Annotated in this window: 24 protein-coding genes; 8 read left to right on the top strand and 16 right to left on the bottom strand. The window is 71.2% G+C overall.

Annotated features, from left to right (window positions below; translation table 11 throughout):
• Nucleotides 1-14: 14 nt before the first annotated feature.
• From HNR57_RS14345 to HNR57_RS14330, 4 genes are all read right to left on the bottom strand, one after another.
• Entirely contained in the window at nucleotides 15-1,394 is a 1,380-nt protein-coding gene (locus tag HNR57_RS14345) for a prolipoprotein diacylglyceryl transferase (RefSeq protein WP_184560284.1), read from the bottom strand.
• Nucleotides 1,384-1,947 carry a DUF6114 domain-containing protein gene (locus tag HNR57_RS14340; RefSeq protein ID WP_184560282.1) on the bottom strand — a complete coding sequence of 188 codons (564 nt, stop codon included), beginning with the start codon at nucleotides 1,945-1,947 and terminating at the stop codon, nucleotides 1,384-1,386. The genes HNR57_RS14345 and HNR57_RS14340 overlap by 11 nt, the downstream gene beginning before the upstream one ends.
• A 118-nt stretch (nucleotides 1,948-2,065) precedes the next feature.
• Complete coding sequence (locus HNR57_RS14335) at nucleotides 2,066-2,698, bottom strand: DUF6230 family protein (protein ID WP_033312948.1); 633 nt, start codon at nucleotides 2,696-2,698, stop codon at nucleotides 2,066-2,068.
• Nucleotides 2,699-3,319: 621 nt separating this feature from the next.
• On the bottom strand, nucleotides 3,320-4,294 hold the full coding sequence (locus HNR57_RS14330) for a tetratricopeptide repeat protein (RefSeq protein WP_184560280.1): 975 nt from the start codon (nucleotides 4,292-4,294) through the stop codon (nucleotides 3,320-3,322).
• 236 nt (nucleotides 4,295-4,530) lie between these two features.
• On the opposite strand from HNR57_RS14330, the gene HNR57_RS14325 reads away from it, so the two are divergent.
• Nucleotides 4,531-5,166: a TetR/AcrR family transcriptional regulator gene (locus HNR57_RS14325; protein ID WP_184560278.1), complete on the top strand. Its 636-nt coding sequence runs from the start codon at nucleotides 4,531-4,533 to the stop codon at nucleotides 5,164-5,166.
• 139 nt (nucleotides 5,167-5,305) lie between these two features.
• Here HNR57_RS14325 and icmA read toward each other — a convergent pair whose 3' ends face one another.
• The 8 genes from icmA to HNR57_RS14285 all read right to left on the bottom strand — a co-directional run bounded on the left by icmA (nucleotide 5,306) and on the right by HNR57_RS14285 (nucleotide 12,169).
• A complete protein-coding gene (gene icmA / locus HNR57_RS14320; protein WP_184560276.1) occupies nucleotides 5,306-7,006 on the bottom strand; it encodes a coenzyme B12-dependent isobutyryl-CoA mutase large subunit in 1,701 nt (566 codons plus the stop codon).
• Nucleotides 7,007-7,121: 115 nt separating this feature from the next.
• Entirely contained in the window at nucleotides 7,122-7,460 is a 339-nt protein-coding gene (locus tag HNR57_RS14315; protein ID WP_184560274.1) for a DUF3817 domain-containing protein, read from the bottom strand.
• 43 nt (nucleotides 7,461-7,503) lie between these two features.
• Nucleotides 7,504-8,013 carry a MarR family winged helix-turn-helix transcriptional regulator gene (locus HNR57_RS14310; protein ID WP_184560272.1) on the bottom strand — a complete coding sequence of 170 codons (510 nt, stop codon included), beginning with the start codon at nucleotides 8,011-8,013 and terminating at the stop codon, nucleotides 7,504-7,506.
• 32 nt (nucleotides 8,014-8,045) lie between these two features.
• Nucleotides 8,046-9,740: a vWA domain-containing protein gene (locus HNR57_RS14305; protein WP_184560270.1), complete on the bottom strand. Its 1,695-nt coding sequence runs from the start codon at nucleotides 9,738-9,740 to the stop codon at nucleotides 8,046-8,048.
• The gene (locus HNR57_RS14300; protein WP_184560268.1) at nucleotides 9,737-10,921 is read right to left on the bottom strand and encodes a VWA domain-containing protein; all 1,185 of its coding nucleotides are present in this window, start codon (nucleotides 10,919-10,921) and stop codon (nucleotides 9,737-9,739) included. The genes HNR57_RS14305 and HNR57_RS14300 overlap by 4 nt, the downstream gene beginning before the upstream one ends.
• On the bottom strand, nucleotides 10,918-11,316 hold the full coding sequence (locus tag HNR57_RS14295; protein ID WP_184560266.1) for a hypothetical protein: 399 nt from the start codon (nucleotides 11,314-11,316) through the stop codon (nucleotides 10,918-10,920). The genes HNR57_RS14300 and HNR57_RS14295 overlap by 4 nt, the downstream gene beginning before the upstream one ends.
• Before the next feature lie 218 nt (nucleotides 11,317-11,534).
• Nucleotides 11,535-11,828: an MTH1187 family thiamine-binding protein gene (locus HNR57_RS14290; RefSeq protein ID WP_030854324.1), complete on the bottom strand. Its 294-nt coding sequence runs from the start codon at nucleotides 11,826-11,828 to the stop codon at nucleotides 11,535-11,537.
• The gene (locus HNR57_RS14285) at nucleotides 11,825-12,169 is read right to left on the bottom strand and encodes a DUF3817 domain-containing protein (RefSeq protein WP_184560264.1); all 345 of its coding nucleotides are present in this window, start codon (nucleotides 12,167-12,169) and stop codon (nucleotides 11,825-11,827) included. Before HNR57_RS14285 ends, HNR57_RS14290 begins: the two co-directional genes overlap by 4 nt.
• A gap of 243 nt (nucleotides 12,170-12,412) precedes the next feature.
• Between HNR57_RS14285 and HNR57_RS14280 the strand changes: the two genes are divergently transcribed.
• From HNR57_RS14280 to HNR57_RS14265, 4 genes are all read left to right on the top strand, one after another.
• Nucleotides 12,413-13,045: an AIM24 family protein gene (locus HNR57_RS14280; protein WP_031105041.1), complete on the top strand. Its 633-nt coding sequence runs from the start codon at nucleotides 12,413-12,415 to the stop codon at nucleotides 13,043-13,045.
• A 1-nt stretch (nucleotide 13,046) separates the two neighbouring features.
• Complete coding sequence (locus tag HNR57_RS14275; RefSeq protein ID WP_033312956.1) at nucleotides 13,047-13,697, top strand: AIM24 family protein; 651 nt, start codon at nucleotides 13,047-13,049, stop codon at nucleotides 13,695-13,697.
• On the top strand, nucleotides 13,694-14,494 hold the full coding sequence (locus HNR57_RS14270; RefSeq protein ID WP_184560262.1) for an AIM24 family protein: 801 nt from the start codon (nucleotides 13,694-13,696) through the stop codon (nucleotides 14,492-14,494). Before HNR57_RS14275 ends, HNR57_RS14270 begins: the two co-directional genes overlap by 4 nt.
• Nucleotides 14,495-14,610: 116 nt before the next feature.
• Nucleotides 14,611-15,087, top strand: a complete 477-nt coding sequence (locus HNR57_RS14265) for a MarR family winged helix-turn-helix transcriptional regulator (protein WP_184560260.1) — start codon at nucleotides 14,611-14,613, stop codon at nucleotides 15,085-15,087.
• Nucleotides 15,088-15,099: 12 nt separating this feature from the next.
• On the opposite strand, the gene HNR57_RS14260 is transcribed toward HNR57_RS14265, so the two are convergent.
• Together HNR57_RS14260 and HNR57_RS14255 are read right to left on the bottom strand one after the other, a co-directional pair.
• Nucleotides 15,100-16,509, bottom strand: coding sequence for a sensor histidine kinase (locus HNR57_RS14260; protein ID WP_184560258.1), 1,410 nt, complete (start codon nucleotides 16,507-16,509; stop codon nucleotides 15,100-15,102).
• Complete coding sequence (locus HNR57_RS14255) at nucleotides 16,506-17,174, bottom strand: response regulator transcription factor (RefSeq protein WP_184560256.1); 669 nt, start codon at nucleotides 17,172-17,174, stop codon at nucleotides 16,506-16,508. The genes HNR57_RS14260 and HNR57_RS14255 overlap by 4 nt, the downstream gene beginning before the upstream one ends.
• Nucleotides 17,175-17,290: 116 nt before the next feature.
• Between HNR57_RS14255 and HNR57_RS14250 the strand changes: the two genes are divergently transcribed.
• Complete coding sequence (locus HNR57_RS14250) at nucleotides 17,291-17,929, top strand: PepSY domain-containing protein (RefSeq protein WP_184560254.1); 639 nt, start codon at nucleotides 17,291-17,293, stop codon at nucleotides 17,927-17,929.
• Between the two features lie 285 nt (nucleotides 17,930-18,214).
• Here HNR57_RS14250 and meaB read toward each other — a convergent pair whose 3' ends face one another.
• On the bottom strand, nucleotides 18,215-19,171 hold the full coding sequence (gene meaB, locus HNR57_RS14245; RefSeq protein WP_184560252.1) for a methylmalonyl Co-A mutase-associated GTPase MeaB: 957 nt from the start codon (nucleotides 19,169-19,171) through the stop codon (nucleotides 18,215-18,217).
• A 34-nt stretch (nucleotides 19,172-19,205) separates the two neighbouring features.
• Nucleotides 19,206-20,405 carry an acetyl-CoA C-acetyltransferase gene (locus HNR57_RS14240; RefSeq protein ID WP_184560250.1) on the bottom strand — a complete coding sequence of 400 codons (1,200 nt, stop codon included), beginning with the start codon at nucleotides 20,403-20,405 and terminating at the stop codon, nucleotides 19,206-19,208.
• Between the two features lie 148 nt (nucleotides 20,406-20,553).
• On the opposite strand from HNR57_RS14240, the gene mce reads away from it, so the two are divergent.
• Together mce and scy are read left to right on the top strand one after the other, a co-directional pair.
• Nucleotides 20,554-20,994 (top strand): methylmalonyl-CoA epimerase, encoded by a 441-nt coding sequence (gene mce, locus HNR57_RS14235; protein ID WP_184560248.1) that lies wholly within the window; start codon nucleotides 20,554-20,556, stop codon nucleotides 20,992-20,994.
• Nucleotides 20,995-21,227: 233 nt separating this feature from the next.
• Nucleotides 21,228-25,175, top strand: coding sequence for a polarized growth protein Scy (gene scy, locus HNR57_RS14230; RefSeq protein WP_184560246.1), 3,948 nt, complete (start codon nucleotides 21,228-21,230; stop codon nucleotides 25,173-25,175).
• The last annotated feature ends 12 nt before the right edge of the window (nucleotides 25,176-25,187 follow it).

Raw genomic sequence — 25,187 nt, 5'->3', positions numbered from 1 at the left:
GCTCTGAGGGGCGCTCAGTCGGTGACGAAGTTGTGCAGCCCCGGCACGTGCAGGGTCCCGCCGAACTGGCCGGCCTGCTGCACCTTCACGTTGGTGAAGTAGATCAGCGGGATGTTCAGCGGCGGCGGGTGCTCCGGGTCGAACGTGATCGGGATCAGCCCGAGCAGGTTGCCGGAGATGCTCTCCGTGTACATCACGGTGTCGCCGTCGCGGATCGTGGACGTCGAGCCCTTGGCCGCCTGCACGTGGTAGGTCTTGCCGGACTGCTTGTCCTTGACGGTCTGGTGCAGGTCACCGATGTCGGTGCCGCCCGAGATGACGTACTTCAGGACCTTCTTGACGGTGCCGTTGGCGGTGCGCACCTCGACGACGCCCTTGTAGTCGGCGCCCTTCAGCGTCAGCGAGCTGGCGTTGAGGAACCACGGGTCGTCTGGCAGCGGCACCTTGTTGTCGACGCCGCCCTCGGCGTCGGTGGCGGCCGGGCAGTCGTCGGGGTCCGTGCTGGCGCTCGGGGAGGGGCTCGGCGAGGCGGTGGCCTCCTTCGCCTTCTCCGCCGCGTCCTCGGCCGCCTTCTCGACGGCCTTGGAGGTGTCCTCCACCGTCTTGCCGGTGTCCTTCACCGCGTCGGACGCCTCGCCGGTGGTGTCCTTGAGGGTGTCCTCGACCGTGCCGGCGGCCTTCTCGGCCGTGTCCTGCTCGGCACCGGAGGCGTCCTCGGCCGGCTTCTCGGTGCTCTCCGACGCCGAGGCGGACGGGGTCGGGCTGGAGCTCGCCTCGTCCTTGTCCTCGCCGTTTCGGCCGTCGAAGATGCCGCCGATCGCGTCGCCGATGTCCTCCAGCACGTTGCCGCCGCTCTCGGACGGCGAGGGGGACGGCGTGGCCGCCGCGTCGTCGCCGCCCGTGGCGGGCGCGCTCGTGGACGGGCTCGGCTTCGGCTCAGCCTCGTCGTCGGCACCTGAATCCGACGAAGAGGAACCGCCGTTGTTCGCGTCCGTGCCGCCCGAGGGGGACGGCTTCGGGGCCGTGTCGCCCTGGTCGTCCTTCTCGTCCGTGGCGCCGTCGCTCGCCGAGGGGGACGGCGTCGGCGAGGCGGACTCGTCGCCCTTGGAGTCCTTCTCGGAGTCCTCCAGGGCCGCCACGCAGTCCTTGTACTCGTCGGCCGTCAGGCTCTTCGACGTCGGCGCGGCCGGAGTATCGCTGTCCGCGATGGCGAGCGTCGACGTGAAGCCCATGCCCATGAGCACCGCCGTCGGCATCGCCGCCATGGCTATCGCCTTGCCGGTCGGCCTGCTGAACCTGGTGAACAGCGGCTTCTTGGGTGCCGCGTGGCGCGGCCCGGTTCTCACACGGGACGCCCCCACATCAGCCCCGTGGGTCACCTCGTCAGCCGGCACTGTGCCTCCCGTTCGCCCCGTTGGCCGGGTTCGTTCCTGACAGATCGTTCGGCTCGTCCACCCCGTCCACGGGCCGCAGCACCGTGGTCTCGTGGTCCGTTGCCTCGGGGGTCCCGCCCGTGCCGGTGCTGGCCATGGCGGCGGGCTGTCCCGCGGGACGTGCGCCCGGCGCCCAGGCCACGGCCATCGCCCCGCCCACGAGGGCGAGGAGGAAGCCGATGAGGAAGCCGCCGAGGTTCGACACGGGGATGGACACCAGCGCCAGCAGGATGGCCGCGACTCCCGCGAAGACGCGGACGTGCTTCTGGAACCAGAGGCTCACGCCCAGTACGACGAGCAGCACGCCGATGATCAGGGACCCTGCACCCGCGGTGGTCGCCATCGCCAGCGTCAGGTGACCGATCTGGAGGTTCGCGTACGGGAAGTAGGCGATGGGCAGTCCACTGAGGAGGACGAACAGCCCGGCCCAGAACGGCCGCTCACCCCGCCAGGCGCGGAACTGCTGCCTCCGGACGGTGAACTGGCCGGTGGCGGCAGGAGTCTCGGCGCTCATGGAAAAACAGCTCCCTGGTACAGCGTTGCTGTGGTGGTGATGTGGGCCCCGCGTGAAGGCGCGGCCGGAAGGTGGACGGGCGGGGGCGCCACCGGCTCCCCCGCCCGTCATCGAGTGCTTAGTAGCACTCCTTGACACCCGTCGACAGCGACATCTTCAGGCCGCTGAGCTTGAAGGTTCCGGCGGTGGTCGCCCACGCCGTCTGCTTCACGTCGGTCAGGGTCGCCTTGTCGGCCTGCTGGGCGAAGCCGTACGGGTTCGCCGTCTCGCCCTTCCTCATGGCCGGACCCTTGTTGGCGTCCTTGGCGGCCACACCGATGTCGATGTTCTCGAACGTCGCGTCGGCACTGAGGTCGGCGACGTCGATGTAGAGGTTCTGGGCCTCGACCGGCTTCGCACCCTGACCCGCACGCAGGATCAGGCTGACGTTCCCGAGCACCGGAATGTTCGGGGTGACGACCGACTGGCACAGGTTCTTGATCGTCGCCTGCTTGAACGACGAGACCGCGACCGGGTGCACCGACTTCTTGCCGTCGAGCGTGTATCCCTCATCGAGGGCGCCGTACTGCGAGAAGCCCGTGCCGACGAGCTGGTCGGTCGTGACCTTGAACGACTGGCCGGAGACGCTGAACGACGCGGCGAGAGCGCCCTGCGCGAGGGCGACACCTATCGCAGCCGTGGCGGCGACGCTGGGCACCATGACCACAGCGAACCGCTTCCATCTGGTCCCGCCACGCACCTGGGACTCCATATTTCCTCCTTCTCGGACGTACATCTCCTGTCCTGGCTCGCCGCGATTGGCGGCTCAGCCGGGCAGGGATGGGAGAAGTGCTACGTCCTCGGGAAGGAGAGCGCCTGCACTCGGCGGCGCAACTGCGCCCGAATCACCGGCGATCACCCCCGAGCGACAACCACTGGTCGCGCCTGACACGCATCACGCACAACCCTGCTGGACAGGCTTCGCCGGAAGGGCGAAGACCCCCCTGTCCAAGAGCCGGCGCCACTGCCGCCGGCTCTGCTCGGTGGGGACCCAGGACGTCCCGTGACCCAACCGGCTGCCGGGGTACGGGATTGGACCGAGCGTGGCCGATCGTGGTGCATTCTCGCCGCCCGCACAAGGGGGTTCGTTACTCGCTAGTAACGGCCGGATAACCGAACAACGACCCGTCGGTCTCGGCCGACGACACAGGGTGGTCTCGAACGCCGGTACAAAGCTGTTGATCGATGGACAGAATCCGACAGATCAACGCCGATGACTTACTCGTAGTAACAGCGGCCGCGATTACCAAGATTTGGTAAAGCGCGGCCGCAGTGACCTTCTATCGGCAAACTTTTCACGCGGGCACCACATGCCCGCGTGTTTAACGACTGGTCAGAACAGGGCGCGCGCCAGGGCCCTGCGCGCCGCGATCACACGGGGATCGTCGGGCCCGACGACCTCGAACAGCTCCAGCAGCCGCACCCGTACGGTGTCCCGGTCGTCACCCACCGTGCGCTGCACGGCCTCGATGAGCCGGCCGAACGCGTCCTCGACATGCCCGCCCACCAGATCCAGGTCGGCGGCGGCGATCTGCGCCTGCACGTCGGCCGGCTTGTCGGCCGCGTCCCGGCGCACCTGCTGCGGGTCGACGCCCTGCACACGCTGGAGCAACTCGGCCTGGGCGAGGCCCAGCTTGGCCTCCTCGTTGGCCGGGTCCTCGTTCAGTACGTTCCTGTACGCCTGGACGGCGCCGGACAGGTCGCCCGAGTCGAGGGCCTGCACGGCGGCCTCCAGAAGCCCGTCGTGCGGGCCGGCCGGCCGCTCGGGAGCCGCCGGGGCGCCGCCCGGCTGGGCCTCGGGGTCGACGGTGAGACCCGTCAGGCCGAAGCGCTGCTCGCCGACCTGCACCAGCTGGTCCAGGGTCTGCCGGATCTGCGCCTCGCCGGCCGCTCCCTGGAAGAGGGGCAGCGCCTGACCCGCGACGACCGCGAACACCGCGGGGATTCCCTGGATGCCGAACTGCTGCATCAGCATCTGGTTGGCGTCGACGTCGATCTTGGCGAGCAGGAAGCGGCCGTTGTACTCGACGGCCAGCCGCTCCAGGACCGGGCTGAGCTGCTTGCAGGGCTCACACCACTCGGCCCAGAAGTCGATGACGACGGGCACCTCGGCGGAACGCTGCAGGACGTCCCTCTCGAACCCCGCCTCGTCGACGTCGATGACGAGGTCGGCCGGGGAGATCGCCCCCGTCCCGCCCTCCCGGGCGGACTGCGCGCGCGCCTGCTCCGCCTTCGCCTTGGCCTCCTGGGCCGCCTTCACCGCGGCGAGGTCGACGACTCCGCTCATGGACATGTTCCGTGGCTGCATGCGCCTATCCTCCCCCGTCCTGCGCGCGCGTGTGAAAAACGGTGTGAAAGCCAGGCCGGTCGAGTGCCTTTCGGCGCCGGGTCCCCACCCCACGCCGGGTGCGCGAGGCCCGTGTACGTCCATCACGGGCTTTCGCTACGAGTCGTAGCGTAATGCCCCGCCGGGGCGCCGGGACACCACCCCCCGGTGATCTCCCTCACGGCCGCGACGGGAACCGCCGGGTCTATGGTCGTGACATGCAGAGCCGCAGCCCAGCCAGCCGCACCGGGCGCCCGCGCAGCGCCACGGCGGACGCCGCGATCCTGGCGGCGACACGCGAGGCTCTGGTGGAACTGGGCTGGTCCAAACTCACCCTGGGGGACGTCGCCACGCGCGCCGGGGTTGCGAAAACCACCCTCTACCGCCGCTGGGCGGGCAAGAACGAACTGGTCGTCGACGCGGTCGCGGAACTCTTCGACGAGCTGGAACTCCCCGACCGCGGCTCCCTGGCCGCCGACATCGAGGGCGTGGTCCTCCAGTTCGCCTCGATCCTGGCTCTTCCGGAGGCGAGGAGCGGCCTGATGGCGGTGGTGGCGGAAGCCACCCGGGACGAGGCCCTGCGGGAACGCATCCGGGCCTCGGTCGTCGACCGCCAGAAGCGGCTGGTTTTGGAGGGCCGCGCGCGGGCCCAGGCCCGCGGCGAACTCGCCGCGGAGCCGGACCCGGCCTCGTCCGCCCGCACGGTCGACCTGATCTTCGACATGGTGGCGGGCGCGGTGGTGCACCGCACTCTGGTGAGCGCGGAACCGGCGGACGAGGAATGGGTCCACAGCTTCACCGGTGTACTGCTGCGGGGCCTGGCGGGCGAGGCCCCGCCCCCGGCCGACGTCTGAGCCACGCCCCTGTCCGGCCGGGCGGCCCGCTCACGTGCGCCGCGGGGTGGGGTGCCGCGCGACGGTCCGCGCCGCCGGGGTCGTGTCAGGTCCGCCGTCCGGCGACCGGCGACGCCGCCCCGGCCCGGGCGGCCGCGGCTCAGAACCCGGCAGGCTCGGTGTACACCCCCCACTCGTCCCGCAGCACCCCGCAGATCTCCCCGAGCGTGGCCTCCGCCCGCACCGCGTCCAGCATCGGCTCGATCATGTTGGCGCCGCCGCGGGCGGCGGCCAGCATGGCGTCGAGTGCGGCGCGCACCGCGGCGTCGTCACGGGCGGCCTTGCGCCCGCCCAGCGCCCGGACCTGCTCGCGCTCCACCTCGTGGCTGACCCGCAGGATCTCCAGGTCCCCGGTGACCGATCCGTCGTGGCAGTTCACGCCGACGACCCGCTTGTCGCCCTTCTCCAGCGCCTGCTGGTACCGGAACGCCGACTCGGCGATCTCCCCGGTGAACCAGCCGTCCTCGATGCCGCGCAGGATGCCGGAGGTGATCGGGCCGATGGGGTGCCGCCCGTCGGGGTGCGCCCGCAGCCCGCGCTCCTTGATCTGCTCGAAGATCTTCTCCGCGTCCGCCTCGATGCGGTCGGTCAGCTGCTCGACGTACCAGGAACCGCCCAGCGGGTCGGCCACGTTGGCGACGCCGGTCTCCTCCATCAGCACCTGCTGCGTGCGCAGCGCGATCTCCGCGGCCTGCTCGCTCGGCAGGGCGAGGGTCTCGTCGAGCGCGTTGGTGTGCAGCGAGTTCGTACCGCCCAGCACGGCCGCCAGGGCCTCCACGGCGGTGCGTACGACGTTGTTGTACGGCTGCTGCGCGGTGAGGGAGACCCCCGCGGTCTGCGTGTGGAAGCGCAGCCACTGCGCCTTCTCGGACTTGGCGCCGTAGACGTCGCGCATCCAGCGGGCCCAGATGCGCCGCGCCGCGCGGAACTTGGCGATCTCCTCGAAGAAGTCGACGTGCGCGTCGAAGAAGAAGGACAGGCCGGGGGCGAAGACGTCCACGTCCAGCCCGCGCGAGAGGCCAAGCTCGACGTACCCGAAGCCGTCCGCCAGCGTGTACGCCAGCTCCTGCGCGGCCGTCGCCCCGGCCTCGCGGATGTGGTAGCCGGAGACGGACAGCGGCTTGTACGCGGGGATGCCGGCCGCGCAGTGCTCCATGAGGTCGCCGATGAGCCGCAGGTGCGGCTCGGGCTGGAAGAGCCACTCCTTCTGGGCGATGTACTCCTTGAAGATGTCCGTCTGGAGCGTGCCGTTCAGGAGGGACGGGTCGACGCCCTGCCGTTCGGCGGCGACCAGGTACATGCAGAAGACGGGGACGGCTGGGCCGCTGATGGTCATCGACGTCGTGACGTCGCCCAGCGGGATGTCCTTGAACAGGACCTCCATGTCGGCCGCCGAGTCGATGGCGACGCCGCAGTGCCCGACCTCGCCCAGCGAGCGGGGGTCGTCGGAGTCGCGGCCCATGAGCGTCGGCATGTCGAAGGCGACCGAGAGCCCGCCTCCGCCGTTGCGGAGGATCATCTTGTAGCGCTCGTTGGTCTGCTCGGCGTTGCCGAACCCGGCGAACTGCCGGATGGTCCACGTGCGCCCCCGGTAGCCGGTCGCGTACAGGCCGCGTGTGAAGGGGTACTCCCCCGGCCAGCCGATCCGCTCGAAACCGTCGTAGGCGTCTCCGGGCCGCGGCCCGTACACCGGCTCCACGGGGTCGCCGGAGAGCGTGGTGAAGTCGGCCTCGCGCTTGCGCGCGGCGTCGTACCGGGCCTGCCAGCGGCGGCGGCCCTCCTCGATGGCGTCAGCGTCCATACCCCCGAATTTACTTGGACGTCCTAGTAAATGTCGATGGCTGACGGCAGTGACCCGGCGAACGGGTGAGAACGACCGCCGCACGCGTGCGTGCGGCGGGCACCTGCTCCTGGGGCTACGCCTTGACCGGGGCGGGCGCGTCCTCGGCGACCCGGCCCTCCAGCTCGCGGCTGATCCGGCGCTCCACGAAGAACGCGGCCGTCGGGACGGTCCCGGCGAGCAGCACCCACAGCTGCTTGCCGACCGGCCACTTCGCCTTGGAGCCCAGGTCGAAGGCGAAGATCAGGTACACGACGTACAGCCAGCCGTGCGCGATGCTGACGACGCGCGTGAAGTCGGCCGCGCCGTTCAGGTCGAGCACATACTTGCCGATCATGCCGAAGGTCAGCAGGACCAGCAGCACGCCGGTGACGTAGGCCATCACGCGGTAGCGAGTCAGCACGCTCTTTTTCATGCAGACGAGCGTAACGACCCGTTCCGGCAGATCTTGCCCCGGGTCACTCCTCCTTGAAGTCGCCCGCCGACAGGCGCAGCGGCCGCAGCATCGCGAAGATCTCCGCGCACTCCTCCGCGTCGTACACGCCGAGCCCGAAGTCCATCGCCATCAGGTCGCGGGTGGCCGACTCGACGACCTCGCGGCCCTTGTCGGTGATGCTGGCGAGGGTGCCGCGGCCGTCGTTCGGGTTGGGCCGCTTGCCGACCAGACCCGACTTCACCAGCCGGTCCACGGTGTTCGTCACGGACGTGGGGTGCACCATGAGGCGCTCGCCGATCTTGGACATCGGCAGCTCGCCGGACTTGGAGAACGTGAGCAGCACCAGCGCCTCGTAACGCGCGAACGTCAGCCCGTACGGCCTGACCACCGCGTCGACCTCGGCGAGGAGGATCTGCTGGGCGCGCATGATCGAGGTGATCGCGGCCATGGACGGCACGTTTCCCCAGCGCTGCTTCCAGCGTTCGTCGGCGCGCGCGATCGGATCGAAGGAGAGACTGAGCGGCTTCGGCACGAACCCGACCTTACCGGCCGGTCACATGGCGGTCAGCCCTGTCTCGCCCTTCGGGCGCGGGGGGCCGGGGCATGCGGAGTCGCCGTGGGGCCGGACGGTGGCGGAGACGTCGCGTTGCGGGTGGGGGTGGGGGTGGCCGGCTTCACCCTGATGGGGACCGTGAGCTCGCTTCCGGAGGCGGTCTGCGCGATGTGAACGATGTAGTCGCCCGCTGCGGCGTCCGTCGGGACCGTCGCGCTGAATTCGATGGAACCGGTCTCCGACGCGGTGGTCGCGTTGCCGGGGAACAGGTCCGAGCTGTACTGCACGTTGCGGTTCGGGGCGAACCCGCCGCCCGTGACCGTGACGGTTCCGCCGGGTGCGACCGGGTCGGGACTGGCCTGCGCGGTCAACGGGCCGGTCGGCTTCTCCTTCTCGTACCGAAGCTCGGCGTGGGCTTCACGGCGAGACGCGGTCACCACGGCGGTGACGCGATAGACGCCCCCGGGCTCCGCCAACCCCCATCCCTCTCCGAGGCGGGCGACGGCGACTCCTGAAGCGTTTGCTGTCTCCTGGGCGTAGCTGCCGCTGTGCCCCCATGGCCCCAGGTAGAAGTTCACAATCTCCCCTGGCCGGAACCCCGAGGCAGTAGCCGTGGTCGACTCGCCGACGGACAGCGTGGACGGCTTGAGGACCAGTTTGGGACTGAGTGAGGGGCGAGGCCTGGTCTTGTCGGCCGGCACCACCCGCAGCCGCGCCGACGCGGTGCGAGCGGAGTGCTGCCCTCGCGCCCGGACGGTGTACCAGCCCGGCTTCTCGATTCCCTGAATCCGCGCCGTGGCCGCCCCTTTTCGCCTCGCGGTGAACGTACCCGCGCTCCCTCCGGACGGACCGGTCCAGGTGAAGACGACGGGCTCACCCGGTTCCATCCCGGCCGCCGTCGCAGTGCAGGTGCCGCCGGGCTTCAGGGTCGCCGTGGACAGGGAGAGCCGGGCGGCAGCGCGCGGGGGTGGTGACGTCGTCGCCGTGGACGGGACGTCGATGTGCCTGGCCTCCGGGGAGCCCGGAACGGTCAGCTGTTTCAGGGTGGCCGCGAGCTCCCCCGGGGTGTCCACGAAGCGAGGCCGGGCGGCGTCCGCGGCCTCGGCCAGCCGGGCGAGCGGCCGCTGCTCCTTCCGCGGGACCTTGTAGCCGACGAACCGGAAGTCCAGCTGCACTCCGCTGTCCCGGGCCTTCCTGCGCACCGCCCCTCTGACCGAGGCCTGGTCGGCCGTGCAGGCGTCGACGCCGTGCGAGGTCACCACGACGACCCGGTTCCGCTTGCTCCCCCGCAGCGGGTAGTACCCGGAGAAGTCGCCGATCCCGGCGAGGAGGCCGCTCTTCAGTGTGGGCTTCCCCGACGGTGTGAGTGCGTGCGCGGAGGTGCTGATCCTCTGCGCATGCCCCGTGCCCGGGCCGACCACCGACACCGTGTTCCGTCCGTCTCCGCACTCGCCGCCGAACCGGCGCAGGGACAGGGAGTCACCGTCGGCGGAGTTCTGCGCGGCGGAGCCGACGGCGTCCGCGACCGCGCGGAACTGCTTGCCGCTCTCGACCAGCGAGGTGTCGACGAGGAAGGCGGTGCGGTAGTCCGGGACGGCTCTCAGGACGTAGAGGGCCGCGACGCCGCACACCAGCGCGAGGACGACGGAGATGATCAGCACGCGGCGGGCCCATCGCCCGCGCCTCGGGGTGGAGTCGACGGTCATGAGGTCCCGGTCAGCTTCCCGCGAAGGGCGGCGAGCAGCTTGTTCATGCCCTTCGCCTCGTCGTTGTAATGCGCGGCGGCACGCTGGAACGCCTTCATCCGCGCGTCGAGCGGTGAGCCGGCCTCCGCGGCCTCCAGGACGCGGGAGGCCGCGTCCACGACCTGTTTTTGCTTTCGGCGCAGCCGGTCGGCCGCCTCGTTCACGTTCCGGGCGTCGGCGTTCCCGGCGCGGTCGGCGAGGTCGTCGAACTCCGGGCGGGTGCCGTTCACCGCCGTCCGGGCCCGGCTCAGGGTGCTGTCCGCGGTGTCGAGACGCCCGTCCTTCACCGCCCGGATGGCCGCGTTCACCTGGTCGACCGTGGTGTTGAGGGTGTCGACGATCCTCTGGGCCGAGGTGAGCACCGGTTCCGCGTTGGAGAACCAGTCGAGGGTCCTGTCGAGATCCGCCGCGCTCTCGGCGTAGACCGGCGGGGGAGCTTTCGCTGCGGTCGCGATCCGGTCGAGCTCCCGTCGCTGGCCGTCGGGCACCTGGAAGCCGACCACCCGGAACTGGAGGGACAGACCTGCCGCGCCGACCCGTTCGCGGATCTCCCGCTCGACGAAGGCGATGTCGTCCTCGCACGCGTCCACACCGTGCCGGGTCACGACGATGATCCTGTTGACCTGACGGGCCTTGCGGTCGAACGGTTCGGAGAAGTCCTCGACGGCCTGGACGATGCCGCGCACGAGCGTAGGCCGCCCGCTCGGCCGTATGCGCGCCGCCGCCCGCCCTATCTCCTGCCGGTTGCCGTCGCCGAAGCCGACCAGCCGGGCCGTGTTGTCCGCGGCGCCGCACTCGCCGCCGAAGCGGCGCAGGGCGAGGGCGTCCTTGTCACCCGAGTTCACCACCGTCTTGCGCAGCGACCTCGCGACATCGGCGGTGCCCTCAGGATCGGCGCCCGCCGCGGTGTCGATCAGGAACTGGGTCCGGTAGTTCGGCGCGAACTTCGGTGAGAACCAGTCGAAGTAGAGCCAGCCCACGCCGACCGTCAGTGCGGCGGCGAGCAGCACCGCCAGAGGGACCCGGACGATGCGGGGCATCTCGACCGTGGTGTCGCCGGTGTCGATCCGACCGGAGTTGTCGCCTTCGACGATGACGTACCGCTTGCCGAACGGCCGCCGCTTGAGGGACCGAGGCGTCACGATGCCGTGTCGTCGGTGGTGTCACCGGTGGTGAGCGTGCCGTGGTTGTCACCGCCGATGGTGATGGCACGCTCTCCCGGTGAGGTCGCGGCACTCCCGCGCGCTCCGCGCGACGGCGGGTGCGGGACGTGCCGGTCGCCGGTGGAGACATTGCCGCTGTTGCTGCCCCGGATGGCCACCGAGCGGCTCCCGGGCTCAGCGGCGCCCCGCGGGGCCGGTCCCGGGGCGGCACGCCTGCCGCCCGCGAAACCGTGTCCCCACATGGCCGCCAACGCGGCCATCGCCGCTCCGGCCCCGCACGCCACGGTCCATCGCACGGCCGAGTCGTTCATCACCGGTGGCAGGAGCAGCGCTCCGCACAGCCACGTGGTTCCCGCGAAGGCGACTGTGGTCACAGTGACCGCCACGAGCCATCTGCCGAACCGATCCAACGCCCACCCCCGGATTTCGACCGGCCCACTTCCCCCCAACGATGGCACTCGAGCGACGGTCGGATGGCCTTTTTGGCTCATTATCAGGATTCGGGCACTTGTGCGGACCGGTGGCCGCTCGCTCGACGAAGAGAACCCCGGCCCGAGCGGGCCAGGGTTCTCGAACGGCTCGTGCGGAACGGCTACTCGGCGAGATGCCGCTCCACCGTTTCCACCTTGGACGTGAGGCCGTCCGTCACGCCGGGGCGGATGTCCGCCTTGAGGACGAGGGAGACCCGCGGTGCCCGCCGCTCCACCGCGGCGACCGCGCGCCGGACGACGTCCATGACCTCGTCCCACTCGCCCTCGACGGAGGTGAACATCGCGTCGGTACGGTTCGGCAGCCCCGACTCGCGCACCACCCGCACGGCGTCGGCGACGTACTCCCCCACGTCCTCACCGACCCCGAGCGGCGTGACGGAGAAGGCGACGATCACGCGCCGGCCACGCCTTCCTTGCGCGCCCGCGTCGCGATGACCGCGTCCTCGGCCTCACGCCGCAGCATGCGCTCGGCGAAGAACCCGCCGGCGGGCAGCACCGAGAGGACGAAGTACAGCCCGGCGGTCTTCAGCGACCACTTCGCCCGGTTCCACGCGTCGGCCCAGAAGATCACGTACAGGACGAAGAGCCCACCGTGCACGGCCCCCATCACCGGCACGGCGTTGAAGTCCGTGGTCCGCTTCAGCACGGAGCAGACCAGCAGGAGGAGGAACGAGATCGCCTCGGGCGCCGAGACCAGGCGGAGGCGGCGGATGGCGGTGGCGGTCTTGAGGTCCACGGGTCACCTTCGGTGTCGGTGGGAGTAACGCGGCGGTCTGGTGGGTCTGAGCGGCTTGTGCGGGTCCGAGGGTTTGTGAACGCACGCACAAGCGTCCCGCCCATTGTGGCAAACCGCCGCGAGTCCTCCGGCCCGGGGTCCGCCTGACCGCCCCGGCGGACCCTAGGGGTGCGATCAGGGTCGCTCTCCACCCACGGGCCCTGTCCGCGGGGCCCGGCCTGCGGCTACCTTCCAGTCGTGGCGATGTTCCGACTTCAGAGCAGCAAGGTGCTCGCCGTCGACATGACCGGGGATGCCGTGAAGGCGAAGAACGGCTCGATGGTCGCGTACGACGGGGAGATGGCCTTCAAGAAGCTCAGCGGCGGCGGCGAGGGCATCCGGGGCATGGTGACCCGGCGGCTGACCGGTGAGCAGATGACGTTGATGGAGGTGAAGGGGCGCGGGACCTGCTGGTTCGCGGACCGTGCCTCCGAGATCAACCTGGTCAGCATCCAGGGCGACAAGCTCTACGTCGAGTCGAGCAACCTGCTCGCGACCGACGGCGGGCTGCGCACGGGCACGGAGTTCACGGGCCTGCGCGGCGCCTCGCAGGGCAACGGGCTGTTCACGACGACCGTCGAGGGCCACGGCCAGGCGGCGATCATGTCGGACGGCCCGGCAGTGGTGCTGCGGGTCAGCGCGCAGTACCCGCTGACCGTCGACCCGGGGGCGTACGTGGCGCACCAGGGCAATCTGCGGCAGTCCTTCCAGTCGGGTGTGACGTTCCGCACGTTGCTCGGGGAGGGCGGCGGCGAGGCCTTCCAGATGCGGTTCGAGGGGGACGGGCTGGTGTACGTGCAGCCGAGCGAGCGGAACACGATCGCGGGAGACGTGTGAGATGGCCTTCCGGGAGATCAACGCGAAGATGATCGAGGCGACGGTCGCGCCCGGTCAGCGGCTGTTCAGTCAGCGCGGCGCGATGCTCGCGTACCGCGGCGAGGTGTCGTTCACGCCCAACACGGCGGGCGGCCAGGGCGGGATCATGTCGATGATCGGCCGCCGGGTCGCCGACGAGGACACCCCCCTGATGACCGTCGAGGGCAGCGGCACGGTCCTGTTCGGGCACGGCGGGCACCACATCCAGGTGATCCGGCTGACCGGCGACACGCTGTACGTGGAGGCGGACCGCCTCCTGGCCTTCGAGGGCTCGCTCCAGCAGGGCACGATGTTCCTTGGCTCGCAGGGCGGCGTCATGGGCATGGTGCGCGGGCAGGTCAGCGGCCAGGGGCTGTTCACGACGACACTGAAGGGGCAGGGAGCCGTCGCGGTCATGGCCCACGGCGGCGTCATCGAGATCCCGATCACCCCGCAGCGCCCGGTCCATGTGGACCCGCAGGCCTACGTCGCCCACCACGGCGACGTCCGCAACAAGCTGTCCACGGCCCTGGGCTGGCGGGACATGGTGGGCCGCGGCTCGGGCGAGGCGTTCCAGCTGGAGCTCAGCGGCAGCGGTGCGGTGTACGTCCAGGCGTCGGAGGAGAAGCTGTGAGCACGTACGGAAGCCCCGGCGCCGGCCCCGTGGTCTTCGACCCGGCGACGCTGCCGCCCGACGACAACGTCAACGCGTACACCTTCTGCGTGGAGCTCAAGGGGAGCCAGTGGTTCCTGCAGAAGGGGAAGATGATCGCCTACTACGGCTCGATCGACTTCAACGGCGTCGGACACGGCCGGCTGGACCGTCTCGTCCGTACGTCGTTCCATTCGCCACTGCACGCGAGCGACTGGGTCGTGGCGGAGGGCTCGGGCAAGATGCTCCTCGCCGACCGGGCCTTCGACGTCAATTCGTACGACCTCGAAGACGGCAACCTGACCATTCGCGCGGGCAACCTCCTCGCTTTTCAGCCAACTCTGTCACTGAAGCAATCAATCGTGCCGGGTTTTCTGACCCTCATCGGAACCGGAAAGTTCGTGGCCGCGTCGAACGGGCCGGTGGTGTTCATGGAACCCCCGATCCGGGTCGACCCCCAGGCCCTGGTCGGCTGGGCCGACTGCCCCTCCCCGTGTCACCACTACGACCACGGGTACATGACCGGCGTCATGGGCGGTCTACGTGCACTGACGGGTCTGGGCGGGGTCTCCGGCGAGGAGCACCAGTTCGAGTTCGTCGGCGCCGGGACGGTGCTGCTCCAGTCGTCGGAGACCCTGATGGCGGAGCAGGCCACGGGGGCCGTTCCGCACCAGGCCGGTGTGCCCGGCGGCGGGGCGCACAGCCCCCAGGCGGGGCAGTCCGGCGTACCGCGTCTTCCCGGACAGCTGGGGGACCTCCAGCGTCGCTTCGGGCTGTGAGCGGTAGTCTGCGGAGTGTGACATCGAACGCCTGCGCACTGCTGTTCGCCAGGTGTGCGTCGTCACACGCCACCCCTCACTAGTTCGCCTTTCAACCTTTTAGGTAGACTTCATTCATGGAGACCGAGACGGCCACCCGCTGGCTGACCGATGCGGAGCAGTGCGCCTGGCGCACCCACCTGGAGGTCAACAGGCTGTTGACGTACCAGCTCGAGAAGGACCTGCAGCCGTTCGGCCTGACAATGAACGACTACGAGATCCTGGTGAATCTCTCCGAGTCCGAGGCCCAGAGGATGCGGATGAGCGACCTCGCCTCCGCCACCCTCCAGTCCAAGAGCCGCCTCTCGCACCAGATCACCCGTATGGAGAACGCGGACCTGGTCCGGCGGGAGAACTGCGAGTCGGACCGCCGGGGGCTCTACGCGGTCCTCACCGACCACGGCATGGCGACGATGCAGAAGGTCGCGCCCCACCACGTGGCGTCCGTACGCAGGCACTTCATCGACCTGCTGTCCCCCGAGGCCCTGACCGAGCTCGACAAGGCCCTCAAGCCCATCGCGGAGCACCTGCGCGGCCAGCGCGGGCGCCCCTGACCGCGGCCCCGGCTAGGCGAGCGGCAGGCGGAGCTCGAACAGGGCTCCGCCTGCGGGTCCCTTCCCCGCGGTGAGCGTGCCGCCGTGCCGGACGGCGACGTCCCGGGCGATGGCGAGGCCCAGGCCGGCTCCGCCGTCGTCGCGGCTGCGCGCCGCGTCCAGCCGGACGAACCGTTCGAAGATCCGCTCCCGGTCGGCTTCCGGGACCCCGTCGCCGTCGTCGGCCACCCCGACCACGGCCCGGTCGCCTTCCCGCCGCACGCTCACGGTGACGGCGGACCGGGCGTGCCGCTGGGCGTTGTCGAGCAGATTGGCGAGGACGCGCCCGAGCTGACCCCGCGATCCGGCCACGTCCGCGGGCTCCGCGTCCACCGTCACACCGGTCCGGCCCTCGGCCTCCTCCCGGGCGAGCCCGGCGAGGTCGATCCGCGCGTCGCCCAGCCGCTCCCCCGCGTCCAGCCGGGCCAGCAGCAGCAGATCGGCGGCGAGCCGCTGCAGCCGCACGGTGTCCTCGACGGCCCCGTCGAGGTCCAGCAGCTCCGGGTGCGCGGCTGCCACCTCCAGCTGCGTCCGCAGCGAGGCGATCGGGCTGCGCAGCTCGTGGGAGGCGTCAGCGACGAACCGCCGCTGCCGCTCCACGGACGTCTCCAGCGCCGCGAGCGTCTCGTTGGTGGTGCTGGCGAGCCGGGCGATCTCGTCGTGCGTGTCCGGCTCCGGAACGCGCCGCGCGAGGTCCTCGGACCGGGTGATCGCGGCCATCTCGCGCCGGATCCCCTCCACGGGCCGCAGGGCCCGCCGCGTCACCAGCCAGGTCACGGCCGCCACGACACCGAGCAGCAGCGGGAACCCGATCAGCATCACCGTCAGCGCGGTGCGCACGGCCCCGTGCTCGGCGGCCAGCGGGGAACCGGCGTAGACCTTGAGGTGCCCCCGGTCGTGGGTCTCCACCTCGACGGCGGCGAACCGGTAGTCCTGCGCCTCCCCGTCGATCGTCGCGGACCCGTTGCTGAAGACGCTCTCCCCGGAGATCTCGCCGGGTTCCAGGGCCTCGCCCGCGTCATCGGAGTCGTCGTCGCCGTCCCCGGAGGGCGTCGACGCCGGCCGCGGCTTCACCTGGCCGCTGTCCGTCCCGCTGATCTGCTCCAGATCCTCGCTGGCCGCGACCAGCCGCTTGTGCTCGTCCAGGACCTGCACCGGGCCGTCGTCGCCGTCCAGCCCGGAGAGCTTGTCGTACGGCGTTCCGGCGGCGAGTTCGGAGGCGACGGCCCGGGCGGAGCGCTCCGCCTGGGTGCCGGCCTCGCCGATCAGATTGGACCGCAGGGACAGCAGCACGGCGGCCCCGGCCGCGACGAGCGCCACCGCGACCACGAGGGTCGCTCCCAGCGTGGCCCGCGCCCGGACGGACCCGAACAGCCGCCTCACGGTGACGTCTCCAGCCGGTAGCCGGCCCCGCGCACGGTCCGGATCAGCCCCGCGCGCAGCTTCCGCCGCAGCGTGCTGACGTACACCTCGACGATGTTCGGGTCACCGTCGTACGCGAAGTCCCAGACGTGCTCCAGGATCTCGGACTTGGACACCACCTCGCCGGCCCGCAGCACGAGCTGCTCCAGCACGGAGAACTCCTTGGCGGTGAGGGCGATCTCGGCCTCACAAAGGAACACCCGCCGGGCCGCGGTGTCCACCTTCAGATCACCGTGCACATGCACGGGCGAAGCCCCGGCCCCCTGGCCGCGCCGCCGCAGCAGCGCCTTGACCCGGGCGACGAGCACGACGTACGAGAACGGCTTGGTCAGGTAGTCGTCCGCGCCGGTGTCGAGTCCCTCGGCCTCGTCGTACTCGCCGTCCTTGGCGGTCAGCATCAGGATCGGCACGTCGTGCCCGGCGGCGCGCAGCGCGGCGCAGACCCGGTAGCCGTTGAGGCCGGGCAGCATGATGTCGAGGATGACCAGGTCGTAGGTGCCCTCCGATGCCTGGTGCAGCCCCTCCCGTCCGTCGTGGACGACGTCCACGGCGTACCCCTCGGCCGTCAGGCCCCTGGCGAGCGACAGGGCCAGCCGCTTCTCGTCCTCCACGATCAACAGGCGCATGCGTAAAGAGTGGCAAAGGGAAGCTGAAGATCACTTCAGGGGGCTTCAGCTTCCTCTCAGCCTCCGTCGGCCAGAGTCGAAGACGTCGAAAACGAAATGACTCGGGAGGAATCCGCATGAAGCGCAACATCGTGATCGCCGCCGTGACTGCCGCCGCTCTGATCGGAGGCGGTACGGCCACGGCTCTCGCGACCACGGGAGACGACCAGGGCTCGGCGCGGCAGGCGGCGAACACGAAGCTGTCGGACGACGGCAGCCGTGACGACCAGGACGACCGCGACGACGACGCCGCTCGGGTCTCCTCCTCCGGCGTCACCGCCCCCGAGGCCATCGCCTCGGCGCTGAAGCACACGTCGGCCACGGTCGTCTCCGCCGAGCTGGACGACGAGGACGACAGCGACAAGGTGGTCTGGAACGTCGACGTCCTGTCGGGCGACAACACCTGGCACAGCGTGAGCGTCGACCCGTCCAACGGCAAGGTCCTCGGTGCGCAGACCGACGACGAGGACGACACGGCGCAGGTGCGGGCCGCGCTGAAGGGTTCCTCGGTGACCGCCGAGCAGGCCGCGAAGGCAGCCGCCGGCAAGGGCGTGGTGACGTCCGTCGGCCTCGACGAGGACGGCAAGGACAAGTCCTGGGAGGCCGAGACCCGCAAGTCCGGCGGAGCCGAGCAGGACTGGAAGATCGACCTGAAGTCGGGCAAGGTCACGGCGGACCGCGACGACCAGAACGACCAGGACGACGACCAGGACTGACCAGCAACTGTCCCTCTTCGATCGCCCCGGCGTCCGTGCTGACGCCGGGGCGTCGCGCAGCTCGGCGCGACGAGGTGCCGCTGCGCCCACCCGTGCCGCCCCCAGCGGCACACATGCCCGCAGCTGGGCGGGCCCGCAGCGGTTGGCGCGTCAACGGGGAGTCAGTCGGCGTTCGGCCCCATCGCGCCGTTCCGAGGACGGACACCCCCCGCGCGGCCCCGACCCACACCCCGCGCGAAGGCGAAGCGGGCGCGCACCCCCACCCGGCGAGAAGCCGAAGCCCTCTCAGCCCTCCGTCAACCCGGCCACCAGCTCGTCAGCCGCCCGGTAGGGATCGAGTTCGCCCGCGATGATCCGCTCCGCCAGCGCCCCGAGGCGCCGGTCCCCGTGCAGGTCTCCGATCCGCTCCCGGAGTGCCGTCACCGCGATCGTCTCGACCTCGCGCGAAGCCCGGGCCGCCCGCCGCTCCGCCAGCACGCCCCGCTCCTCCATCCAGGCCCGGTGCTTCTCCAGCGCCTCGACGACCTCGTCGACGCCCTCGCCGCGCGCGGCGACCGTCTTCACGATCGGCGGACGCCAGTCGCCCGGCCCCCGGGACTCCCCCAGCCCCAGCATGTGGTTCAGCTCCCGAGCCGTCGCGTCCGCCCCGTCCCGGTCGGCTTTGTTCACGACGTACACGTCGCCGATCTCCAGGATCCCGGCCTTGGCCGCCTGGATCCCGTCCCCCATCCCCGGCGCGAGCAGCACCACGGACGTGTCCGCCTGCGAGGCGATCTCCACCTCGGACTGCCCCACACCCACCGTCTCGACCAGGATCACGTCACAGCCGGCCGCGTCGAGGACCCGGATCGCCTGCGGGGCGGCCCAGGCCAGCCCGCCCAGATGCCCGCGCGTCGCCATCGACCGGATGTACACGCCCGGGTCGGAGGCGTGCTCCGACATCCGCACCCGGTCCCCGAGCAGCGCACCGCCCGAGAACGGGGACGACGGGTCGACGGCGAGCACGCCGACCCGCTTGTCCTGCTTGCGGTAGGCGGAGACCAGCGCCGAGGTCGACGTGGACTTGCCGACCCCGGGCGACCCGGTCAGACCCACCACGTACGCCCCGCCCGTCAGCGGCGCGAGCGCCGCCATGACCTCCCGCAGCTGCGGGGACGCCCCCTCCACCAGGGAGATCAGCCGGGCCACGGCTCGCGGCCGGCCTTCCCTGGCCTGGGCCACCAGGGTGGAGACGTCCTGCATCACAGCTCCGTTCAGATAAGGGACGTACCGGAAATCAGGCCTTGGGCACGCGCACGATCAGCGCGTCACCCTGCCCACCGCCACCGCAGAGCGCGGCCGCACCCACGCCACCGCCACGCCGCTTCAGCTCCAGCGCGAGATGCAGCACGAGCCGCGCACCGGACATCCCGATCGGGTGACCCAGGGCAATGGCGCCACCGTTGACATTCACCTTTTCGGTGGACACCCCGAGGTCCTTCATGGACTGCACGGCCACGGCCGCGAACGCCTCGTTGATCTCGATGAGGTCGAGGTCCGAGACCTCCAGGCCCTCCTTCTTCAGCGCGTGCAGGATCGCGTTGGACGGCTGCGACTGCAGCGAGTTGTCCGGCCCGGCCACGTTCCCGTGCGCACCGATCTCGGCGATCCACTCCAGGCCGAGCTCCTGCGCCTTGGCCTTGCTCATCACGACGACGGCGGCGGCACCGTCGGAGATCTGCGAGGCGGAACCGGCCGTGATCGTGCCGTCCTTGGCGAACGCCGGACGCAGCTTCCCGAGCGACTCCGCGGTCGTGTCACCGCGGATGCCCTCGTCCTTGCTGAACAGCACCGGGTCGCCCTTGCGCTGCGGGATCTCGACGGGCGTGATCTCGGCCTCGAACAGGCCGTTCTTCTGCGCGGCGGCGGCCCGCTGGTGCGACAGCGCGGCGATCTCGTCCTGCTCCGGCCGGGCGATGCCCAGACGGGTGTTGTGCTTCTCCGTCGACTCGCCCATGGCGACGCCGTCGAAGGAGTCGGTCAGACCGTCGTGGGCCATGGCGTCGAGCATCTCGACCGCGCCGTACTTGAAGCCCTCGCGGGACTTCGGCAGCAGGTGCGGCGCGTTGGTCATGGACTCCTGGCCGCCGGCGACGACCACGTCGAACTCGCCCGCGCGGATGAGCTGGTCGGCGAGCGCGATGGCGTCGAGGCCCGACAGACACACCTTGTTGATGGTCAGCGCGGGCACGTTCATGGGGATGCCGGCCTTGACCGCGGCCTGACGGGCCGGGATCTGCCCCGCCCCGGCCTGGAGCACCTGGCCCATGATCACGTACTGCACCTGGTCGCCGCCGATCCCCGCACGGTCGAGGGCGGCCTTGATCGCGAAGCCGCCGAGGTCGGCTCCGGAGAATGACTTCAGCGATCCGAGCAACCGCCCCATGGGCGTACGCGCCCCCGAGACGATCACCGAGCTGGTCGTAGCAGAAGACATGAGCTGCGATCCCCTTACCGGCTGCACAGCCGAGGAGTGAACGAGGGTTTACTTCGAATGTACTGAGTGGCACTCCGTGCCGTCATCGGGCTGTCGGTGTGATCGCGCGCACGTTGCGTAACCACCTCCGGGGCGTTGCACTGAATCCATGCTGACGCGAATCGACCACATCGGAATCGCCTGTTTCGACCTCGACAAGACCGTCGAGTTCTACCGTGCCACCTACGGCTTCGAGGTGTTCCACTCCGAGGTCAACGAGGAGCAGGGCGTGCGCGAGGCCATGCTCAAGATCAACGAGACGTCCGACGGCGGCGCCTCCTACCTGCAGCTCCTGGAGCCGACCCGCGAGGACTCCACCGTCGCCAAGTGGCTCGCGAAGAACGGTGAGGGCGTCCACCACATCGCTTTCGGTACGGCAGATGTCGACGGCGACGCCGAGGAGATCAAGGGCAAGGGCGTACGCGTGCTGTACGAAGAGCCGCGACGCGGTTCCATGGGGTCACGGATCACCTTCCTGCACCCCAAGGACTGCCATGGCGTACTGACAGAACTGGTCACTTCGGCGCCCGTTGAGTCACCTGAGCACTGACCCTCGTACATAGGGGCCGGTAGGGTTGGGGGCGGTCGCCGCTCAGTCCAGGGTGACCGCGGTCCCGCCGTGCTACGGCAGGACCACCGGGGTCCGGGTTTCGGGGGACGAGCGTCGGGGCAGCAGCCTCTGCTCCGCCGATGATCTGACACCATTCCCCGGGGGCCCCGTTCGGCGGATGGACGGAGCTCGTTTGGAGAGTGTTGCGACCAGGGGACGGATGGGACCGCGCAGTGCGGGGCTACGAGAGCCAGGAGCGAGAGCCGGCGGCTGACGTCGACCACCTCTCTCGGTTCGAAGCCGAGATGAAGCGGCTGAAGACCGAACGGGAAAAGGCGATCCAGCACGCCGAGGACCTCGGCTACCAGGTCGAGGTGCTGCGCGCCAAGCTGCACGAGGCGCGGCGCACCATCATGTCCCGGCCCCCCTTCGAGGGGGGCGACATCGGCTGGCAGGCCGAGCAGTTGCTGCGCAACGCGCAGGTGCAGGCCGACCAGATCCGCGCGGACGCCGACCGCGAGCTGAGCGAGGCCCGGGCGCAGACCCAGCGGATCCTCCAGGAGCACGCCGAGCAGGCCGCGCGGCTCCAGGCCGAGCTGCACCAGGAGGCGGTGACCCGCCGCCAGCAGCTGGACCAGGAGCTGGCCGAGCGCCGCCAGACGGTCGAGTCGCACGTCAACGAGAACGTGGCCTGGGCCGAGCAGCTGCGGGCCCGCACCGAGCAGCAGGCCCGCCGGCTGCTGGAGGAGTCCCGCGCGGAGGCCGAGCAGGCTCTGGCCACCGCCCGCGCGGAGGCCGAGCGGCTGGCGACGGAGGCCCGGCAGCGGCTGACGGGCGCGGCCGAGGAGGCCCGGGCCGAGGCCGAGCAGATCCTGCGCCGTGCCCGCACGGACGCCGAGCGCCTGCTCAACGCCGCCTCCACGCAGGCCCAGGAGGCCACCGACCACGCCGAGCAGCTGCGCACGTCCAGCGCCACGGAGTCGGAGTCCACGCGCCGCGAGGCCCAGGAGCTGAGCAAGGCCGCCGAGCAGCGGATGGCCGAGGCCGAGGAGGCGCTGCGCAAGGCGCAGACCGAGTCGGAGAAGCTGGTCACGGAGGCCAAGGAGGCCGCCGCCAAGGCCCTGGCGAGTGCCGAGTCCGCGAACGAGACGCGTACGCGCACCGCCAAGGAGCAGGTCGCCCGGCTGGTCGAGGAGGCCACGAAGGAGGCCGAGAACACCAAGTCCGAGGCCGAGCAGCTGGTCGCCGACGCCCGCGCCGAGGCCGAGAAGATCGTCGCGGAGGCCTCCGAGAAGGCCCGCACGCTCACCGCCGAGGAGACCGCGACCCAGCTGTCCAAGGCGGCCAGGACCGCCGAGGAGGTCCTCGACAAGGCGTCGGAGGACGCCAAGAAGACCACGAAGGCGGCGGCCGAGGAGGCCGAGCGGATCCGCTCGGAGGCCGAGGCCGAGGCGGACCGGCTGCGGGCCGAGGCGCACGACATCGCCGAGCAGCTCAAGGGCGCGGCGAAGGACGACACCAAGGAGTACCGCGCCAAGACGGTCGAGCTGCAGGAGGAAGCCCGCCGGCTGCGCGGCGAGGCCGAGCAGCTGCGCGCGGACGCGGTCGACGAGGGCGAGAAGATCCGCGCCGAGGCCCGCAAGGAGGCCGTGGCGCAGATCGAGGAGGCGGCGAAGTCCGCCGAGGAGCTGCTCGCCAAGGCCAAGGCGGACGCGGACGAGCTGCGCACGACGGCCCAGACCGACAGCGAGAGGGTCCGCACCGAGGCCATCGAGCGGGCGACGACCCTGCGCCGGCAGGCCGAGGAGACCCTCCAGCGCACCCGGCAGGAGGCCGAGCGGCACCGCGAGGAGGTCGTCGAGCAGGCCGAGGCGCTCAGGGAGGAAGCCGAGCGCGCGGCGCGGGAGCTGCACGAGGAGACCGAGCGGGCCATAGAGGTCCGTCGCGGTGAGGCCGCCGAGGAGCTGACGCGGCTCCAGACGGAGGCGGAGGAGCGGCTGACGGCCGCCGAGCAGGCGCTGTCGAACGCCCGGGAGGAGGCCGCGCGGATCCGCCGCGAGGCCACCGAGGAGAACGAGCGGCTGCGCGCCGAGGCCGCCGAGCGGATCCGGACGCTCCAGCAGCAGGCCGAGGCGGAGGCCGAGCGGCTGCGCGACGAGGCCGCGTCCGACGCGTCCGCGGCGCGGGCCGAGGGCGAGGCCGTCGCCGTACGCCTGCGTTCGGAGGCGGCGAACGAGGCCGAGCGGCTGAAGTCGGAGGCGCAGGAGAGCGCCGACCGGATGCGCGCGGAGGCGCAGGCCGCCGCCGAGCGGCTCGCCGCGGAGGCGTCGGAGACGCTGGCCGCCGCCCAGGAGGAGGCCAACCGGCGCCGCCGCGAGGCCGAGGAGCTCCTCGGCAGCGCCCGGCAGGAGGCCGACCAGGAGCGCGAGCGGGCCCGCGAGCAGAGCGAGGAGCTGCTGGCCTCGGCGCGCAAGCGCGTGGAGGACGCGCAGACCGAGGCCGTACGGCTGGTCGAGGAGGCCGACCGCCGTGCCACGGAGATGGTGTCGGCCGCCGAGCAGCACGCCCAGCAGGTCCGGGACTCCGTCGCGGGGCTGCACGAGCAGGCCCAGGAGGAGATCACCGGTCTGCGTTCCGCCGCCGAGCACGCGGCGGACCGTACGCGCCGCGAGGCCCAGGAGGAGGCGGACCGGGTCCGCTCCGACGCCTACGCCGAGCGGGAGCGGGCCAGCGAGGACGCGGGCCGGCTGCGGCGCGAGGCGCACGAGGAGTCCGAGGCCGCCAAGGCGCTCGCCGAGCGGACGATGTCCGAGGCGATCTCGGAGGCGGAGCGGATCCGCGCGGACGTCGCCGAGCACGCCCAGCGGGTGCGCACGGAGGCGTCGGACGCGATCGCCGAGGCCGAGCAGGCCGCCTCGCGCACCCGGGCGGACGCCCGGGAGGACGCCAACCGCATCCGCTCGGACGCGGCGACGCAGGCGGACACCCTCATCACCGAGGCCCGCAACGAGGCGGAGCGGCTGACGACGGAGACGGTCCAGGAGACCGACCGGCTGCGCATGGACACGGTCGCCGAGGCCGAGCGGGTCCGTACGGAGGCGATCTCCGAGGCCGAGCGCGTCCGTTCCGAGGCGGCCACGGAGGCCGAGCGGGTGCGCTCGGAGTCGGTCGCCAAGGCCGACCAGCTGGTCGGGGAGGCCACGAGCGAGGCGGAGCGGCTGCGGGCCGAGGCCGCCGAGACGGTCGGTTCGGCGCAGCAGCACGCGGAGCGGATCCGCGCAGAGGCCGGACGGGTGAAGACCGACGCGGAGGCGGAAGCGGAGCGGCTGGTCAGCGCCGCGCGCGAGGAGGCCGACCGCACGCTGGACGAGGCCCGCAAGGACGCCAACAAGCGACGCTCCGAGGCGGCCGAGCAGGTCGACAAGCTCATCACGGAGACCACGGCCGAGGCGGACAAGCTGCTGAGCGAGGCGCAGCAGCAGGCGCACAAGACCACCGCGGAGGCCGAGTCGCAGGCCGACACCATGGTCGGCGCGGCCCGCACCGAGGCCGACCGCCTGGTGTCCGAGGCGACGGTCGAGGGCAACTCCCTGGTGGAGAAGGCCCGTACGGACGCGGACGAGCTGCTGGTCGGCGCGCGCCGGGACGCCACGCAGATAAGGGAGCGCGCCGAGGAGCTCCGCGACCGCATCACCTCCGAGATCGAGGAGCTGCACGAGCGGGCCCGCCGGGAGTCGGCCGAGACGATGAAGTCGGCGGGCGACCGCTGCGACGCGCTCGTCAAGGCGGCCGAGGAGCAGCTGGCGAAGGCGCAGGCGAAGGCCAAGGAGATCGTCTCGGAGGCCAACTCCGAGGCCGGCAAGGTCCGTATCGCCGCGGTGAAGAAGGCGGAGGGGCTGCTCAAGGAGGCCGAGCAGAAGAAGTCCACGCTGGTCCGGGAGGCCGAGGAGCTCAAGGCCGAGGCGATCCGCGAGGCCAAGCGCACGGTCGAGGAGGGCAAGCGCGAGCTGGAGGTCCTGGTCCGTCGTCGCGAGGACATCAACGCCGAGATCTCCCGTGTCCAGGACGTCCTGGAGGCGTTGGAGTCCTTCGAGGCCCCCACCACGGGCAAGGACAACGGAGTCAAGGCGGGCGCGACGGTCGGCGCACCCCGTTCGGGTGGCAAGGGCTCGGATAGCTAGCCAAACGGGGCG

The sequence above is a fragment of the Streptomyces paradoxus genome (genome assembly GCF_014202475.1).
GTDB lineage: Bacteria > Actinomycetota > Actinomycetes > Streptomycetales > Streptomycetaceae > Streptomyces > Streptomyces paradoxus.
This window is presented reverse-complemented; position numbering and strand designations above follow the sequence as displayed.